Origin of the sequence: Ruegeria atlantica (assembly GCF_013033965.1) — a bacterium.
Classification (GTDB): domain Bacteria; phylum Pseudomonadota; class Alphaproteobacteria; order Rhodobacterales; family Rhodobacteraceae; genus Ruegeria; species Ruegeria atlantica_D.
Genome location: NZ_WQFE01000003.1, coordinates 383,028 through 400,819, shown reverse-complemented (window position 1 = coordinate 400,819; position 17,792 = coordinate 383,028). Strand labels below are relative to the sequence as shown.

Below are 17,792 nucleotides of genomic sequence, written 5' to 3'. Positions count from 1 at the left end.
GTTAATCTGACGTTACCGTTGAATCATTTATTCACTTTCATCTTTAGGTTGTCGATATTTTTTTAACGCCGTCACTTTCAATGCGTCGGCACCGTGTTCAGCGACCGCCGAAACCCAGGAATTGAACTCTTCATCGCTAAGCCCATAGCGTTTTTTGGCGTCTGACAATGAAATCAGCCCGTACAGAACGCCGCGCACAACGATCACCTTGCGCGAGGCGACCCATCTGGTCGTATCTTTCGGCGGCAGATCGGCGCGTGATAAAACCGTTCCATCCGGCAGGGTTACAGACCTTGGCCCTTCGACTTTGTGCAAATACATCTCTCGACCCTTTTCCAACTGCGACAAAGCTGCCAACAGCCTACTTAATGCCGGGTGAAACCGCCTCTTGAGAGTGTGTAGAATTTTCCTATATTCTGCCGGTCTTTCTTAACCCGCAATGGAATCGTCATGGCCCTCGATACCGAGACACCGCTGAACTCGCTTGGCTTTGCCAAACCCCCGTCGGAAACACGGGTGGTTGTTGCCATGTCCGGTGGTGTGGACAGTTCAGTGGTCGCTGCTTATCTGGCTGATCAAGGCTATGATGTCGTTGGCGTGACCTTGCAGCTTTATGATCACGGTGCGGCCTTGGCGAAAAAAGGCGCCTGCTGCGCCGGGATCGATATCCACGACGCGCGGCGTGTGGCGGAAGAACGTGGCTTTCCCCATTATGTTCTGGATTACGAGAACATATTTAAAGACGCCGTGATCGACGAATTCGCCGACAGTTATTTGGCCGGGGCGACGCCAGTGCCTTGTATCCGGTGCAATGAACGCGTGAAGTTCAAGGATCTGCTGGAAACCGCCAAGGACCTTGAGGCCGACTGCATGGCAACCGGTCATTATATCCAGCGCAAGATGGGCGCGAACGGTCCCGAGCTGCACAGCGCCGAAGACGCGAACCGGGATCAATCTTATTTCCTGTTTTCGACCACACCCGAGCAGCTGGACTTTTTGCGCTTCCCGCTGGGTCACCTCCCCTCAAAAGACGCAACGCGCGAGATGGCCGCACAATACGGCCTGTCGGTAGCCGACAAGCCCGACAGCCAAGACATCTGCTTTGTACCTGATGGCAACTATGCCAGCGTGATCGAAAAGCTGCGCCCCGGTGCGGCGGAACCGGGTGAGATCGTTCATACAGACGGTCGGGTTCTGGCGCAGCATAACGGCGTCATTCACTACACCATTGGTCAGCGTCGCGGCCTTGGCATTGGCGGGCTGAGCGAGCCGCTTTACGTCGTGAAGCTGGATGTCGACAAAAAGCAGGTTGTGGTCGGTCCCAAGGAATTGCTGGCCACCCGCACGGTTCCGGTGCGTGAGATCAACTGGCTGGGGGATGAGCCATTTACGTCGCGCGACGAATGGCATCTGTCAGTCAAAGTGCGCTCGACCCGCCCCCCGCGTGAGGCGATTGTCCGACCGTTGTCTGACACAACTGCCGAAGTCGAGTTGCTGACGCCCGAAGAAGGCATCTCACCCGGTCAGGCCTGTGTGTTTTATGCCAATGAAGGCAGCCGCATATTCGGCGGCGGCTGGATCTGGCGCGGGTACTAAAGCGATCGAACCTACAAAGCATCCGTCGGGCTGTTCACCAGAATGTACAGTCCGACCGCCACCATGATGTAAGGCGCAATCCGGTCGAGTCGGGCAAAACGAGGCCCTAAAACCTGTGCGCGTGGAGCGCCCCAGGTTGCAATTGCGCTTAACGCTGCAAGTGCACAGGCGGCCCCGATCAAGGCCGTCAAACGAAACGCCGGCGTGGAATCTGCGAACAGCGGCGTCATTGCTGCAAGCGTGTCAATCGACAGAGTCAGAAACAGAGCTACGACCGAGGTGACCGCGCCGGTATCCGGCAATTGGCGCACGTCCGCGCCTTGCCGTTGCTGCCAGATGCCATAAAGACCCAGAGACAGTGGAATAATCCCAAGATAGCCGACCCAGTTCAAAAACCGGCTGTGATCAAGTCCGCTGGCGATCACAAGCGACACAATCAGGATTATCGTTTGAGCCGCGGCAAAGCCAAATACAGCTCTGCGAGTCTCCATCACCATGATCAGGCCGAACAAGACGACGAGATTGTCCAGATTGGTCGATATGGTTACGATCGCAGCAGAAAAGGCGAACAGGATGTGTTCAATCATGGCGATTGGGCAGCCTGTTCAAAACTGCTCGGGCGGCGCGTAGCCCCGGTGCTTCACCACCTCGCCCCAGACGTTCCATGGTCACGTCCATCGCGCTACGCTGCGCGTCCGGGTTGGTGGCAACATCCACCAGCGCCGCGGCAATTTTTTCCGGTTCACAATCGTCCAGAAGGCATTCAGGAACCGCTCGCGTGTCTGACACCAGATTGACAAGCGTCACGGTGTCCAGATCCACCATGCGCTTAGCGATCAGGGTGGTCAGCCAGTTCAGATTGTAGGCAATCACCATGGGCGCGGCCTGTGCCGCCAGTTCCAAAGAGACTGTCCCGGATGCCGCCAACGCAAGGTCGGCTGCGGCAAATGCCGCCCTCTTCTGCGCTTGCGCCTGATCGGACGGTAAATCACGCGGGTCAACAACGACCGGAGACCCCGGCCAATCCCGAACATGCTCGGCGACCGCATCCACCATATGCGCAACGGCCGGCACCACAACGCGCGCGTCGGGCCGTTGCTTCAAAAATAGGCTTAATGCCTGACCAAAAACCGAGGCCAGACGATCAACCTCCCCCCGCCGCGAGCCGGGTAAGGCCAACACGATGGGCGCTTGGCCCAAGTCATGCGCGTCACGAAAGGCCTGAATGTCTTGTTGCGTCGCCACGGGCTCGCTGACAACAGGATGACCCACAAAGTCACACTCCATCCCCGCACGCTGCATATAGGGTGGCTCGAATGGCAAAAGGGCCAGCACATGGTCGATGACCTTTGCCATCTTGTCTGCTCGGCCGGGACGCCAGGCCCAGACACTGGGGGCAACATAGTGAACCGTTCGAATGGTGCTTTGCGCCTTAACCAGCTTGGCGACCCGCAACGAAAAATCCGGACTGTCGATGGTGATCAGAACGTCTGGATTCGACTCCAGCACCGCCTGCGCAGTCTCGGCAATCCGACGTTTGAGGTGAAAGAACTTGGGCAGAACTTCAACCAACCCCATCACCGACAATTCGGACATGGGAAAAAGGCTGTCCAAACCCTGCGCCTGCATCAGCGGACCGCCAACACCCTGGAATTCAACCTCGGGTATCAGAGATCGCAGGCCTTCCATCAGCGCTCCGCCAAGCCGGTCGCCCGAAGGTTCACCGGCAACCACGAAGACCCGCATCAGTTCGTCCGCTCGCGAACGTACAGAAACAGGCCAAGCCGATCACATTCGGCAATCACACGCTCTTTCTCAAGCACGAGGACACCGCCCTTTTCGATCACAATTCCCGACAATCCGGCTGCGACGGCACCGGACACAGTGTCTGGACCGATCGCGGGAAGATCAGCGCGGGTGTCCTGATCGGGCTTTGGTCCTTTGAACAACACGCCACCGCCCGCGTCGGGACGTTGTGTTAGCGACTGCAGCATCCATGCGGTGCCAAAAATACCCTCAATCGCAAGCGCCTGCCGCTTTGAGACGACACAAGCCTGCCCCACATCCACAGCCCCCATCGCCCGCACGATGCCCGAGGCGCGGTCGGCATCGGCCAGATCCGCCTCAGAAGGTTGCGCCTGCGTCAGACACCCGAGTTTGGGAAGAAGATTTGGTGCGATTTCATGGGCGGCCTTAACTTCCAGACCCGCGTCCTCGAAAACACCGATGACTGCGCGCAGCGCCGCATCGTCGCCCGACATGATGGCTTGCTGCAGGATTGGAACCAAAGGCATCGTTGCCGCGTCGATCCTTGCAGGATCAATGGGTGGTCGACCCACCGAGCCCGCCATGCAAATCTGGGTCACCCCTCGCGATTTGATGTCAGCAATAAAGCTTCCGACCTGTTCCAATGGAAACTCAACATCCGGGGTCAGAGTATCCGGGCGGAAGCCCTCCATGGAGCAAACTACGGGTCGGTCGGGCAACTGTGCAACAACTTCACCCGGCAAAACGCCTGTTCCCGCAATCAGCGCCAGCATGGTTTATTTCCCCGGTGTCAGGAAAGACCGATCCGAGTGCCCGGTCACAAAATCGACGATCCGCTGAACATATTCGCTTTCGTTATCGACGCCAACCCGATGCGCCCGTTCCATAAACGTGCCATCGCCCATAGACAATTCGCGGAAAGCTGCCCGTAAAGCGGCAATATCTTCGCGCGACACGCCGCGCCGTTTCAAGCCAACGAGGTTCAAACCGTCCAGTTCCCCACGCGGTGCCTGGACCAGGCCATACGGGATCACGTCGTTGGGAACCATGGTCAGTGCGCCGATGATCGCGCCACGTCCGACGCGGACAAATTGATGTAGCCCGGAGATACCGCCGACAATCACGTCATCCTCAATGATACAGTGGCCTGCGGCACCGGCATGGTTTACCATGATCACACGGTTACCGATCTGAACATCGTGGGCCACGTGTACGCCCGCCATCAGCAGACAATCATCTCCGATCCGTGTTACGCCACCACCGCCATCTGTCCCGGTATTCACGGTGACATGTTCGCGTATCCGGTTGCGTTTGCCGATTTCAAGCCGCGTGTTTTCACCGCCAAACTTCAGATCCTGCGGGATCTCTCCGATAACCGAAAAGTTGAAGATCACAGTCTCTTCACCGACCAGGGTATCACCGGTCACCACAACATGCGATTTCAGCTCGACCCGGTCGGCAAGTTTGACCTGAGAGCCCACATAACAAAACGGGCCAATGACGCAGTCTTCACCAATCTGCGCGCCGTCTTCGATGATTGCGCTTGGATGGATACCGCTCATGTGGTCTTTTCCATATCCCAGTCTACATAGGCCGAAAATTCAGCCTCGGCTGCAACCTCTCCGTCAACAGTGGCACGACCAGCGAATTTGAAGATCTTGCCACCTTTTTTGCCGCGAACCGTTTCGACATGCATTTCAAGTACGTCACCCGGAATCACCTTGCGACGGAATTTGCATTTGTCGATGTTCATGAAATAAATCAGCAGCTCGCTGTCGATCACGTCCATACCGACACCCAGCATGACACCAGCCGTCTGCGCCATCGCCTCGACGATGGTGACGCCCGGCATGATCGGTGTGCCCGGGAAATGGCCCTGAAAGTGCGGCTCGTTCATGGTGACATTCTTGATGCCAACCGCCGAATGATAGCCAGAGATATCCACCACCTTGTCGACCAGCAGAAACGGATAGCGGTGGGGCAATATCCGCTGGATCAGCTGAATGTCTGCGCTTTTGGTTTCCGTGGTCATAGTGCAGTTGTCCCGTTGTGGAGTTGTTCTCTTTGTCGCGTGGTTAGCAACACCGCGCCCTAAGGGCAAGCGAACCTAGTCGCTGCCGCCGTTTTCAAGTTGGCTGCCATCGCCAATCTGTTCATTGATCCGTGCAATTGCCGCGTCTGTTACATCGGTCCGGTCCGAGCTGAGAAAAACGTTCGACCGTTCAATTACGACCGATGCACCGGATTCGCGCAACAGCTCAATCAGGATCGGTTGCACAAGAACCAGAAAGGTTTGACGCGCATCCTCGCTTTGACGTGCGAGGGCATCCAGTTTGGCCCGTTGACCTTCGCGGTGCGACTGAACCTTGTTGTCGAAGGCCTCGGCCAACGGACGGAATTCATCGGGCGTCAATTCCGCGCGCTTTTCGGTAAGGTCTTTTTCTTCCTTGCTTAGTTCAGCCACGATCCGTTCGTTCTCGGCGGCCAGCGACGCGCCTTCGCTTTCAATCTGACGCAGAACACGCTGTCCGAATTGCGACTCGGTAAACAACCGGTCGCTGGACAGGGTTAGGACATCGGCCTGAGGTACACCCAACTGCTGTGCCTGAACTGTTGGCGTACAGGCAAACACCAGAAAAACGCACAGGGCCCGCAATGGGCCCTGCACTATTGAAGATATATCGTTCCGCATTCCGTGATCAGAACCGTGCCTGAACGGTCAGGTCAAAGTTCTGTTCCTTATCGAAGTCCTCTTTCTTCAAGGCTTGCGAGAAATTGAAACGAAGCGGTCCAAATGGCGTATCCCAAAGAACCGATACGCCGATCACGTGGCGAATGGAGCCGTCCGCGCCGACAATGTCAGCACCGGCAGTATTCACGTTGTCGATGTTGTACACGTTGCCAACGTCGTAGAACACGCCGCCCCGCAAGCCCAGTTCCTCGGGCAGCCCCAACGGGAAGTCAGATTCAAAGCGGGCAACCCAATAGTAGTTACCACCGATTGCGTCGTCCTGACCGTTGGACAGGTCACGTGGACCCAGACCCGCAGGTTCAAAGCCTCGGAACGTGTTTGGACCAATCAAAAAACGGTCGACCACACGGCTGAAGTCATCACCCCGCCAATGCAGCGCACCAATTTCCATCGACGCCCGCAGGACAACTTCCTCGTTCAGGACCCGGGTCTGAGCGATACCACGCGCTGTGGTCTTGTAGAACTCGTTGTCGCCGCCAAGACCGGCTGCATCGACGCCTACTTCAAACAGAACGCCGGCATTCGGGTTCAGACCGCCACGACGGCTGTCATAGAGGTAAGATACGCCCAGCGTGCTGGAAGTCCGCTTACCTTGCGCAATCTCCGAAGCGATAACGGCACCGTTCACCTCGTCATCTTGCTGCGTCATCTCGCTGCGGTCCCAACCATAGCGCAACCGGACCGACGACAATTCGCTGATTGCATAGCTCAACTGCGGCTCGAAGAAGACCCGTTTAGTATCGTAGCTGGCAAAGCTCGAATTCGTCGATGCCAGACCCAAGCCCAAATCAAACTGCAACCGGCGGCCCAGCAAGTACGGTTCGGTGAAGTTGATCGTGTATTGCTCGGCGTCCTGCGCTGTCGAAAGCGTTACCCCAAGGTTTTGACCACGCCCCAGGAAGTTTGACTCGTTCAGGCCGATCGCAATCCCGAAACCGTCCGAAATCGAGTAACTACCCCCAAGGCTCAGCGAGCCTGTGGGTTGTTCTTCGACGTCCACATCCACTATCACCTGGCTGGGCGTCGAACCTTCGCGCGGCTCTACATCGGCCACGGCAAAGAAACCAAGGGCGCGGATACGTTCGGCACTCTGGCGGATTTCACGCGGGTTGAACGGGTCACCTTCGACCGTGTCGAATTGGCGACGGATCACGCGGTCCAATGTGGTTGTGTTGCCTTCGATGTCGATGCGTTCAACAAATATCCGCGGACCTCTTGTCAGCACAAACTGAACGTCCAGCGTCAGATCTCGCGCATTCCGCGTGACACGGGGTTCAACCCGCAGGAAATCCACGCCCTGTTTCAGGCCCAACCGCTCCTGACGTGCGATCGAGTTTTCAATCAGCGACGGAGAATAAGTCACACCCGGACGGATCTTCAACGCAGCCTGATAGGCTGCTGGATCAACACCGGGAATTTCACTGACGGTCGAAATCTTGCCAAACGAGAATTTCTGCCCTTCGGTGATGTTCATCACCAGGAAGAACGCGTCGCGTTCACGGGTGAATTCGACATTCGCGCTGTTGACCCGGAAATCAATATAGCCACGCGACAAATAGAAGTCGCGAATGACCTGTTTATCGAACTCGATCCGGTCTGCGATAAATGTATCGCCCCGCAGGAAGGTACGCAGGAAGTTAGCCTGTTTGGTTTCCAGAACCCGACGCAGGCGGCGGTCCGAGTAAGCCCGGTTGCCGACAAAGCTGACACGTTCGACTTCGATCGTTGTGCCTTCGGCGATCTCAAAAACAAGATCGACGCGGTTATCGCTGCGGCGAATGATGCGCGGGATTACCGTCGCCGACACACGGCCCTGCGCCGAGTAAATCGCTGCGATCTGATCCGCGTCAGCTTCTGCCACCTGAGGAGTGAAAACGCGGCGGGGTTGAGAATTGATCGCTTCAAGCAGAACATCGTCCTTTACGCGGCGATTGCCTTCGATGCTGATCTGGTTGATCGTCGGATATTCTTCGACTTCGATAACCAGAGTGTTCCCGCGCGGCGTCAGTTCAACTGTCTCAAAAACACCACTGTCAAGTAAACGCTGAAAAGCGTCGTTCAACTGTCCGGCAGTTACTGTCTGACCCGGCTGGATGCCTGTTCGGGCAATAATTGTCGAACTTTCAATGCGTCTGTTGCCCTCAACATCGAACGAATTGATCGTGTAGCTTTGCGCGCGAGCAGCCTCCGGCAGGAAGGTAAAGCAAGCTATAAATACAAAGGAAAAAACACGTAGCGTCTGCCACAAAATCTTGTTTGCTGGCTTCTGCCCCCCGCAGGATGTGCCTGCGCCTCGCCTATTAGTCATTTTTTTCTCTACCCAGAATTTTAGGACTTTATTGTTGAGTAGCGAGATTAGGTTTCCTTGTCAAAAGACGAAAAAACAAAGCGGCCCTGTGGGCCGCTGCGCGTTGAATTCAATTCTTGGTAAGAATCACATGTTAGCGACAAGCGTCCAGCCGCCGAGAGCCAGTGCCGTTGCGCCAAAAAATAGTAACAGGTCCCAGTTTAGGAGGAACAGGAAGCTAAAACTCTGATATGATTTTCGCAGCGCCTTTGTCATTTTTAGCCTCTGACACAGAAATTAAGACGCAATAATCCTATGCTTGGATTGAGGCGAAATTGCGGCTTTTGTTAGGGATGATCGGCCACAATCAGCAGAACAGATCGTTGGACACGGAAAAAATCATCAGACCCAGAATCAGGGATATCCCAACCCCCATCAAAACCTTCAGCGCGCCATCGCTTGGCGGTTTGCCTGTCACCGCCTCGTACGCATAGAACACCAGATGACCACCGTCCAATGCCGGGATCGGAAACAGGTTCAACAAGCCAACGGCGGTAGACAGCACGGCGATAAAGAAGATGAAGCTTTGCGCGCCTTGGCTGGCCATGGCCCCCGAAGTTTCGGCAATGCCAATCGGGCCTGACATATTGCAGGTACTGATTGCACCCGTAACCATGTGCCACATTCCCGACAGCGACCGCTCGATGACTCGCAGAGTTTGGCGTGCGCCACCCGAAATGGAGTCCAGAATACCGGCCGATTCAGTCGCGGGCTCCAGCATCATGCCTCCGACGATGCCGATGCGCCAGTGTGTGACAAACCCGCCTTCTGGTTTGGGTTCATCTGTGCGGCGCGGGGCAAGGGCAAACTCAAGATCGGCCCCATCGCGCCAGACATTCAGCAACAGAACCTTACCGTCGGATCCTTCGACGTGTTCTTTCAACTGGTCGAACGCAAAGATCGGATCGCCATTTACCGACGTGATGACATCGCCGCGCTTGAGGTCGATATCCATGGCAGCGCTACGGGGTGCTACTTGCTGAATAAGCGGTGGAAACAGCCAGGGACCCGAAACATCCATTGTCTGTTCATCGCGTATGACCGTGTAGTCAAGGATCGGTTCCACCGGCAACGTGTCAACAAAGCCGGCCCATGCGCCATCCTGATCGAAATCCGGTACCGGAATACCGGCAATGGCGACGATTTCATCTCCGTCCCGCAATTCCTGAACGGTTCCCGGCAACGGGTACAGAGTTCCAACGGTCAGAGGATCTTTGGTCACGCCTTGGGTCAGGAAAATCAGACCAAACACCAGGATCGACATCACGAAATTGAAGACCGGCCCTGCCGCAACTGTGGCTGATCGCGCCCAGAGAGGTGCACCATGCATGGTGCGGCGCAGATCCTCCGGGCTTTGCTCGATGATTTCGGTCATCGCAGTTTCGTCTTTGCCCGACGCTGCGTTGGCATCGCCCAGAAATTTGACATACCCGCCAAATGGCAGCGCTGCGATCTGCCAACGCGTGCCACGCTTGTCCGTTCGGCTCCAGAGAACCGGGCCAAACCCGATCGAGAACACCTCGGCATGAATACCGGACCACCGCCCAACGATATAGTGGCCGTATTCGTGAACTGCGACGATCACTGAAAGCGCGATAACAAACGCAATGATCGTGTACAGCAAGTTGCCGAACTGAGGGATCAGAGAAAGTACGTCCAAAATTTTATCCTGCTCGTTGGATGACGATGTCATCTACCCACGTACGTGCCAAATGGTCCGTTCGCAGTACGTTATCAAGGGTTAAAGGGGCATCAATAAGACCGTCGGCGGCCTCGAACCTGTCAAGTACGGCCTCGACGATATCGGCCATCTGAAGGAATCCGACCTCGCGTGCGATAAACCGGTCCAATGCGCGTTCCTTCGCGGCATTAAAAACAGCGCCCGACAAGCCGCCGCGTTCCATCACAGCGCGCGCAAGGCGCAGCGCCGGATACCGCGCTTCATCAGGTTCGTTGAACCTCAATTGCCTTAATTTCGCAAGGTCCAGGCGTTCGACCGGCAAGCCCTTCCGTTCGGGCCAGTGCAGCGCATATCCGATGGCATGGCGCATGTCCGGAGCACCCATATGAGCCATGACAGCTCCATCCTGAAATCCGACCAGGGCGTGAACGATGGATTCCGGGTGCACCAGAACTTCGATTTGGTCCGCGGACACACCGAAGAACTCTTTGGTTTCAATAAGCTCCAGCGCTTTGTTGAACATCGACGCGCTGTCGATTGTGATCCGTTGCCCCATGTTCCAGTTCGGGTGGCTTGAGGCTTGTTCCACTGTGGCAAAGGCCAGCTTGTTCAATGGCCAGTCACGGAACGCGCCGCCGCTTGCAGTGATGATGATCCGCTCGACAGCGGTCATATCCTCGCCGACAAGTGCCTGAAACACAGCCGAGTGTTCGCTGTCGACCGGCAAGAGCCGCGCGGAGTTTGCCTTGGCCGTCTCAAGAACCAATGCGCCGGCGCAGACCAGCGTTTCCTTGTTGGCCAATGCCAATGTGCCACCCTGCCGGAGTACCTCAAGACCCGGCTCCAGACCGGCTGCGCCCACAATGGCCGACATGACCCAATCAGCAGGCCGCGCCGCCGCTTCGGTCAGCGCTTTTTGACCTGCTGCTGCCTCAACGTCCGAACCCGCCAGCGCTGCGCGCAACTCATCCAGTTGATCGTCATACGCCGTAACCGCTACATCCGCTTTCAAACGCCGGGCGTCTTCGGCCAGTTTCTCGATATTCGCGCCACCGGTAAGCGCGACGACGTCATACGCGGCAGGGTCACGATCAATCAGATCAATCGTGTTCTGTCCAATTGATCCGGTCGCGCCGAAGATTGAGATTTTGCGCATCACATCGCTCCGGGGGAATAAAGAATCCCGGCTATCAAAACGAACAGGGCCGCGCCCATCATGCCGTCAAAGCGATCCAAAAACCCACCATGGCCCGGGATCAGGTTCGAGCTGTCTTTGACCCCAAACTTGCGCTTTGTCGCGCTTTCGACAATGTCACCGGCCTGACTGGCCATCGAGGCAATCACCGAGATCAATACGAACACCACGCCAAACCCGGCATATATGGCAAAGAACGTTCCGACGATCGCCGCAGCAATCCATCCGCCCGCGGTGCCCGACCATGTTTTCTTTGGGCTTACCTTTGGCCAGAACTTAGGGCCACCGAAGGTTTTGCCAACAAAGTATCCGGCAACATCGGTGGCCACGACTACCGAAATCAGCCAGACCATCCAGCCAAAGCCCATGTTTTCGCGGATCGAGATAAAACCCAGACCTGATGCAGCGATCCAAAGCGCGAATAGCGCATAGATCCCTTTTGATCGACTGATCTGCCCTGCCCCAACCAAGGCCGGAGCCAGCAGGAATGGCAGTGTGTAAAGTGGCGGCAGATGATAGCTGAGCACAACCGCAACTCCGGTGAGGATGCCCAGTTGGATGGCCACACCATTGCGGTCCGGGTCGATCATCCGCACCAGTTCCCAGGTCATCAAACCGCAGGCAATCGCGATAAAGGCTTCAAACCACAGCCCGCCCAGCCACACCTCGACCGAGCCGATGCACACAAGCACCGCAGCTGATAGGACACGGGCGGTTAAGTCAGACCATCGGCCTTCACTCATGCCGGAACCGCTCCAAACCGCCGGTCACGCGTGCCAAAGTTACGGCACAGCCGTTCCAGTTCGGCCGATGTGAAGTCGGGCCAGAGCGTGTCGATGAATTCGTATTCCGAATAGGCGGACTGCCATAAAAGAAAGTTTGAAATACGGGCTTCGCCACTGGTCCGGATCACCAGGTCCGGATCGGGAAGAACATGTGTATCCAGGTACTTGGGAAGGGTTTCCTCGTCCACATCCTGGGGGCGCAGGCGGCCTTCGGCCACATCACGTGCCAGTCGTTTGGTCGCCCGAGCAACCTCATCCCGACCGCCGTAATTTATCGCAATAGTCAGGTGTACTAAATCATTGTGTTGAGTGGCGGCTTCAAGCGTATCCATCAGGTCGGTCAGCTTGGAATCCAAACGCACCCTATCGCCGATAAAGCGTACACGCACACCGGCTTTGGTCAGATTGCGCGCTTCTTTGATGATATACCGTTTAAACAAGCTCATCAGTCCCGCAACTTCGACCTGAGTCCGTTTCCAGTTCTCGGTCGAAAATGCAAAGACGGTCAGATACTTGACGCCCAGTCCCGGACAGGCCTCGACCACTTCCCGAACCCGCCGGGCACCAGCCTGATGCCCAAACAGCCGGGGCCGGTTGCGCGCCTGTGCCCACCGCCCGTTTCCATCCATGATGATGGCGACGTGGCGCGGTCCGGTTTCAGGTGAGGGTTGCGTGGTGTCAGGCATGATGTGGGCTCAGACCTGCATGATCTCTGCCTGCTTGGTTTCAAGCGCGGCGTCTACATTCTTGATCATCTGGTCCGTTAGGTCCTGAACTTCACTTTCCCAAAACTTCTGATCGTCCTCGGACATACCGTCAGCCTTGGCTTTCTTGATCTGGTCCATACCGTCCCGGCGAACGTTGCGGATCGAAACCCGGGCGTGCTCGGCATACTGCCCTGCAACCTTGCCCAGCTCGCGGCGGCGTTCTTCGTTCAGCTCAGGGATCGGCAGCATAATGATTGTGCCATTAAGCTGTGGGTTGATGCCCAGACCACTTTCACGGATCGCCTTTTCAACTTTGCCCACAAGGCCCTTGTCCCAGACATTCACAGTCACCATACGTGGTTCCGGGACGTTTACGGTGCCGACTTGATTGATTGGGGTCATCGACCCATAGGCGTCAACCATGATTGGTTCCAACATCGAGGCCGATGCGCGCCCCGTTCGCAGCGAAGCGAACTCAGTTCTCAGGTTGCCCATGGCGCCATCCATACGGCGCTTCAGATCGTCGGTGTCCAGTTCAAAATCGTCAGACATGCTGCTCACTCCCCGTCTTCAGGTGCTGTTTGCATGGCTCATAGTCCATCGCAATTGGGATGTATAGCAATGATGATCCGTAATTGCGCCAATGACCAGAGGTGTTTCTGGTATTTTCGGGTTCTTTCAAAGGCACATGAACCGACCAACACGAATGTCAGTCGGTTCAACCAAGCGCATAGGAATCAGCCGTTTACGTTGACAACAACGCGGCCTTTGACTTGTCCTTTAAGGATATCCGCGCCCAATTGTGGCAGATCACCCAAGGTTGCCGGATGAACCATCGCCTCAAGCTTGTCCATCGGCAGGTCGGTTGCCACCCGCTGCCATGCACGAACCCGGTTGTCATAGGGCTGCATCACGCTGTCGATGCCCAGCAGATTGACACCGCGCAACAGGAACGGAATGACGCTGGCGGGCAGCCCTGCGCCTCCGGCAAGGCCAACGGCTGCGACCGAGGCGCCGTATTTCATCTGACCCAGAACACGGGCCAGCATCTCGCCGCCCACCGCATCAATGCAGCCTGCCCAGGTTTCACTTTCCAGCGGGCGTTTTACAGTTTCATTGATATCTTCGCGCGGGACAATCGTCGTAGCGCCAAGTGATTTCAGATACTCACCGGCTTCAGGGCGGCCCGTTACAGCAGCCACTTCATATCCCAAATTGGCCAGAATGGCGGTTGCAACCGAACCAACACCACCGGCGGCCCCGGTGACCAGCACTGGCCCATTTCCAGGCTGCATGCCTTGATCCTCAAGCGCCATAACCGCCAACATCGCGGTGAATCCAGCAGTGCCTACGGCCATTGCCTGCCGCGTGTCCAGACCTTCGGGTAGCGGAACCAGCCAGTCGGCCAGCGCGTTGGCTTTCTGGGAATACCCGCCCCAATGCGCCTCGCCCACACGCCAACCCGTCAAAACAACTTTGTCGCCCGGATTGTAGCGACCGTCCGAAGACGCCTCGACCGTGCCGCTGTAATCAACACCGGGCACGTGTGGATAGCTGCGCACCAGCCCGCCGCCCTTGGGCGACAAGCACAGGCCGTCCTTGTAGTTTACGGTCGAATACTCAACTGCGATTGTGACTTCGCCGTGGGGCAGATCCCCTTCGGAAAGCTGTTTGACCGAAGCGCCTGCCAGTCCGCTGTCTTCGTCCTTATCCATTACCAACGCATTGAACATTTTCAACTTTCCTTTCTTTTCAATCAGTCACCAGCCTGCGCTGATCCGAGATGTACCGTTCAAATCCAGAACTTGTCCCGCACGGTTGCGCCACGCATTCCATCCGGTGTTTCAACTTCGATCCGTGTGCCGGGTTCCCAATGGCTCAACTTGACCATCCCGATGGACACATTCGTGTTGAAATCAGGCGACCACGCGACCGACGTGATCTGGCCAATCCTCTTTCCGCCCGCAACAATCGGCCAAGGGCGGTCGCATGGCGGTAAGGCGTCGCCGTCGATAGCGATCGGACGGATTTGCTGAACCGGGCCTTCCTTGGCGACGCGCAACAGAGCGTCCCGGCCAATACACCCGATTGCCGTATGCGTGTTGCAGAACTTACCCAATCCGCATTCATGCGGAGTGTTGTCGTCGGTCATGTCGTTGCCGTAGGACAGTAACCCGCCCTCGATCCGTTCGATTAGATTGGGACAGCCCGCACGGACTTGCAGGTCTTCGCCCGCCGCAAACAGCGCATTCCACAAGGGCATACCGATGTCCGAGCCCTCGACATAGATTTCGAAACCACCTTGTTTGGAATAACCAGACCGTGCGATTGCGAGTTCACGCCCCTCGAACTCGAACTTGTCGAACTTAAAAAAGCGAATGTCACGCACCCGGTCGCCAAAAACACGGGCCAGCAGGTCATCCGCCTTCGGCCCCTGAATCGCCAGCGGAGAGACATCGGGTTCATCAACCAGCACATCCAGACGATACCCGTTGGCAATACCTTTGACCCACAGTAGTAAGTCGCTGTCGGCAATCGAAATCCACCACCGGTCTTCTGACAGTTTCACGGCTACCGGATCGTTCAACATACCACCGGTTTCATCGACAATGGGAACGTAAAAACACTGGCCGGGCAACATCCTCCGCAGGTCTCGCGGCGTCAGCATCTGCATCAGGCGGGCAGCGTCAGGTCCCCGCAACTCGACCTGCCGTTCGCAGGACACATCCCAAACCTGCACATGGCTCTTCAGGTGCCGGTAATCCGCCTCCACGGACTCAAAAACAGTAGGCAATAACATACGGTTATAAACCGTATATCCTTTTACCCCTGCGGCCTCGACACCATCCGAAAAAGGTGTCCGGCGCAGACGACGCGAGAGTGAGATCCGAGCCACTTAAGCCTCCTCAGGCAGAAAAACCAGATCGCTCACCGGAGCGGTCGAACCGGTCTCGGTCAACATCTGATGCAACTGACCCCGGTGATGTGTTTGGTGGTTGAAGAAATGGACAACGCATTGCGCATAGGGTTTCGTGACATCGGCTTCTTTTGCAGCCGAGAACCAGGTGAACGGGCCGCTCAGGTCCGTGTCATTCAACGACGCACTCCACGTCGTGATCCTATCGTCAATCTTGTCCCGCAGCGGCAGCCATTTCGCCAGATCGGCACACAATGACGGGCTTTCCGGAATACCGCCGCCGGGACCATCGCCCTTGTCAAATCGCGACATCCATATCCAGTCCCCCCAAAGCAGATGATTTGCCGTGCCCAGGATGGACCCAAAAAATGCTCCGCGCTTGCGGGTCAGCTCCTCATTCGACAACGCCGAAAGAAACCCCTTTAACTGACTGTTTTGCCAGTGATTATACCGCGCCATTTCTTGGGCATAGGCTGCGGTGATCATCACTTGGGCCCGTGCCAGTCGATGGGACAGATTTCAGCGGATTTGCCACCAAAATCCCAAACACGGCCATAGTCACGCACTTTGGATTTGGTGCCGCGGGCAACGATGATGTCTGGCCCCATCCAATACTTCGAGTTCGACACCATGACCGGGTGTTCCGGGTCTTTGCCGCCCAGCATCTCGATCTCACCCTGAATTTTCCGGCCGATCGCGATGCGGCGCTTGTTGCCGTCGCGCTCGATCTGGACCGGAGCACGCTCGGCCCCGATGATCTCGCTGACCAGCATGGTGAACAGCCCCGTCGTGCCGCCCGCCTGACCGCTGAAGATTTGCAGCAGTCCGTTATAGGCCTTGCCGCTGGCCCGTTCATCCACATAGGCGGCCACTTTCCACTGGCCCTCGCCCATGCGGCCCGGAATATCGACCAGCAAGCCGACGTTCAGACCGGACAGATCTTCGCCCTCATAGTGGCCTTTATCAATGATGACACCCATCCACGCGTGGCAATGCCCCTCGGTCGGGGGATGCGCACCCAATGACACCACACAGGGGCAGAACACATCGCACGAGCAGTTCAGGATCAATTCGCCTTTTATTGCCCATTCCGTCGGGCTCATCTCGCGCCGCTTGGGATTTGGCATACGGCTATCAATGCGCTGGCTGATCGGCAGCCTGTCGGCCTCGGGTTTTCTGTTCTTAGCCATAGGCTTATCCTCCGTAGCTTATTGGGTAGACGAGCAGAACAAGACCACCCGCAATCAATGCAAATCCCATCGGACGGGTTACTGCGTGCCCGATCTGGGGAAGTTTCTCCAAAACCATGAACAAGGTCGCGACGCCCATCCACAAAAGGCTCATGACACCGCCAACAAAACCAAGCGCCATAAACCCCCAACAACACCCCACACAAAATGCCCCCAAGCCCAGCCCCATGCGCAAACCGCCCGGGAACCCGGTTTTCCAATGGCCAAGGAAGTAGGTCATAGGAGCGTGACAGACGCCGTGACAGACCTCTTTCGCGCGGGAGAACTGAAAGGCGCCGACCACGATCATGAGCCCCCCGGCGAAGTAACCAGATTTACCGATGCCCAGCATGTCGATGGCCCCACCGAACAACAATGCCAGTTGAACACCGGTGATCAAAGCCGCGAAGCCGACCCAGACGGTAAGATATCCGGTCAGTACACCCAACCAACCTGCACGCGAGCCATTGGCGCTGCGGATCAGATCGTCATAGCTGCGCAACGTCGGCACGAGCGTCGGCAACATCATAGCCGCCATCATGATAGCCCACATCCAAAACAGCGGACCAAACTCGGCCATGGGCATATACATGTTCATCCGCGGGTCCATCGCGGCCATGGCCTGTCCCATTGGGCCGGGGCGACCGATCCAATCCAGATCCATGTCGCGGCTCATGGTGAACATGAACCACCACGAGGACAGGATCAGGGCGTAGAAACCCAGCCAAAATGCGTTGCGTAGAACTGTGCGACTCACGCGCTCCTCCCGACTCAGTCCTTGCTTTTGAAATGTCAGACTTTTAAATGTCAGACAAA

19 protein-coding genes are annotated in these 17,792 nt (G+C 56.7%); 1 reads left to right on the top strand and 18 read right to left on the bottom strand.

Annotated features, from left to right (window positions below; genetic code table 11):
• Nucleotides 1-27 precede the first annotated feature (27 nt).
• Nucleotides 28-321: a CtrA inhibitor SciP gene (sciP, locus tag GOW16_RS08305; protein ID WP_170413390.1), complete on the bottom strand. Its 294-nt coding sequence runs from the start codon at nt 319-321 to the stop codon at nt 28-30.
• 129 nt (nt 322-450) lie between these two features.
• Between sciP and mnmA the strand changes: the two genes are divergently transcribed.
• Nucleotides 451-1,596: a tRNA 2-thiouridine(34) synthase MnmA gene (gene mnmA / locus GOW16_RS08300; RefSeq protein WP_170413067.1), complete on the top strand. Its 1,146-nt coding sequence runs from the start codon at nt 451-453 to the stop codon at nt 1,594-1,596.
• Nucleotides 1,597-1,607: 11 nt separating this feature from the next.
• Here mnmA and GOW16_RS08295 read toward each other — a convergent pair whose 3' ends face one another.
• From GOW16_RS08295 to GOW16_RS08215, 17 genes are all read right to left on the bottom strand, one after another.
• Nucleotides 1,608-2,183 carry a hypothetical protein gene (locus GOW16_RS08295; RefSeq protein WP_170413064.1) on the bottom strand — a complete coding sequence of 192 codons (576 nt, stop codon included), beginning with the start codon at nt 2,181-2,183 and terminating at the stop codon, nt 1,608-1,610.
• Nucleotides 2,176-3,342 carry a lipid-A-disaccharide synthase gene (gene lpxB, locus GOW16_RS08290; protein WP_170413061.1) on the bottom strand — a complete coding sequence of 389 codons (1,167 nt, stop codon included), beginning with the start codon at nt 3,340-3,342 and terminating at the stop codon, nt 2,176-2,178. Before lpxB ends, GOW16_RS08295 begins: the two co-directional genes overlap by 8 nt.
• Nucleotides 3,342-4,136 (bottom strand): LpxI family protein, encoded by a 795-nt coding sequence (locus GOW16_RS08285; RefSeq protein WP_170413058.1) that lies wholly within the window; start codon nt 4,134-4,136, stop codon nt 3,342-3,344. Before GOW16_RS08285 ends, lpxB begins: the two co-directional genes overlap by 1 nt.
• 3 nt (nt 4,137-4,139) lie before the next feature.
• The gene (gene lpxA, locus GOW16_RS08280) at nt 4,140-4,925 is read right to left on the bottom strand and encodes an acyl-ACP--UDP-N-acetylglucosamine O-acyltransferase (RefSeq protein WP_170413055.1); all 786 of its coding nucleotides are present in this window, start codon (nt 4,923-4,925) and stop codon (nt 4,140-4,142) included.
• Complete coding sequence (fabZ, locus tag GOW16_RS08275) at nt 4,922-5,395, bottom strand: 3-hydroxyacyl-ACP dehydratase FabZ (RefSeq protein WP_170413052.1); 474 nt, start codon at nt 5,393-5,395, stop codon at nt 4,922-4,924. The genes lpxA and fabZ overlap by 4 nt, the downstream gene beginning before the upstream one ends.
• Nucleotides 5,396-5,470: 75 nt before the next feature.
• Entirely contained in the window at nt 5,471-6,019 is a 549-nt protein-coding gene (locus GOW16_RS08270; protein WP_254429717.1) for an OmpH family outer membrane protein, read from the bottom strand.
• Nucleotides 6,020-6,062: 43 nt separating this feature from the next.
• Entirely contained in the window at nt 6,063-8,423 is a 2,361-nt protein-coding gene (gene bamA, locus GOW16_RS08265) for an outer membrane protein assembly factor BamA (RefSeq protein ID WP_170413047.1), read from the bottom strand.
• A 346-nt stretch (nt 8,424-8,769) separates the two neighbouring features.
• Entirely contained in the window at nt 8,770-10,122 is a 1,353-nt protein-coding gene (rseP, locus tag GOW16_RS08260; protein WP_170413045.1) for an RIP metalloprotease RseP, read from the bottom strand.
• Between the two features lie 4 nt (nt 10,123-10,126).
• Nucleotides 10,127-11,299 (bottom strand): 1-deoxy-D-xylulose-5-phosphate reductoisomerase, encoded by a 1,173-nt coding sequence (gene dxr, locus GOW16_RS08255; RefSeq protein ID WP_170413042.1) that lies wholly within the window; start codon nt 11,297-11,299, stop codon nt 10,127-10,129.
• A complete protein-coding gene (locus GOW16_RS08250) occupies nt 11,299-12,081 on the bottom strand; it encodes a phosphatidate cytidylyltransferase (protein ID WP_170413039.1) in 783 nt (260 codons plus the stop codon). The genes dxr and GOW16_RS08250 overlap by 1 nt, the downstream gene beginning before the upstream one ends.
• A complete protein-coding gene (gene uppS, locus GOW16_RS08245; protein ID WP_170413036.1) occupies nt 12,078-12,809 on the bottom strand; it encodes a polyprenyl diphosphate synthase in 732 nt (243 codons plus the stop codon). Before uppS ends, GOW16_RS08250 begins: the two co-directional genes overlap by 4 nt.
• 9 nt (nt 12,810-12,818) lie before the next feature.
• On the bottom strand, nt 12,819-13,382 hold the full coding sequence (frr, locus tag GOW16_RS08240; RefSeq protein WP_170413033.1) for a ribosome recycling factor: 564 nt from the start codon (nt 13,380-13,382) through the stop codon (nt 12,819-12,821).
• 185 nt (nt 13,383-13,567) lie between these two features.
• Nucleotides 13,568-14,563 (bottom strand): acryloyl-CoA reductase, encoded by a 996-nt coding sequence (gene acuI / locus GOW16_RS08235; RefSeq protein WP_170413030.1) that lies wholly within the window; start codon nt 14,561-14,563, stop codon nt 13,568-13,570.
• 59 nt (nt 14,564-14,622) lie between these two features.
• Nucleotides 14,623-15,726, bottom strand: coding sequence for a dimethylsulfoniopropionate demethylase (locus GOW16_RS08230; protein ID WP_170413027.1), 1,104 nt, complete (start codon nt 15,724-15,726; stop codon nt 14,623-14,625).
• Nucleotides 15,727-16,233 (bottom strand): DinB family protein, encoded by a 507-nt coding sequence (locus GOW16_RS08225; protein ID WP_170413024.1) that lies wholly within the window; start codon nt 16,231-16,233, stop codon nt 15,727-15,729.
• Entirely contained in the window at nt 16,233-16,937 is a 705-nt protein-coding gene (locus GOW16_RS08220; protein WP_170413021.1) for a DUF1326 domain-containing protein, read from the bottom strand. The genes GOW16_RS08225 and GOW16_RS08220 overlap by 1 nt, the downstream gene beginning before the upstream one ends.
• Nucleotides 16,938-16,941: 4 nt before the next feature.
• On the bottom strand, nt 16,942-17,733 hold the full coding sequence (locus tag GOW16_RS08215; protein WP_368039878.1) for a DUF2182 domain-containing protein: 792 nt from the start codon (nt 17,731-17,733) through the stop codon (nt 16,942-16,944).
• Nucleotides 17,734-17,792: the final 59 nt, after the last annotated feature.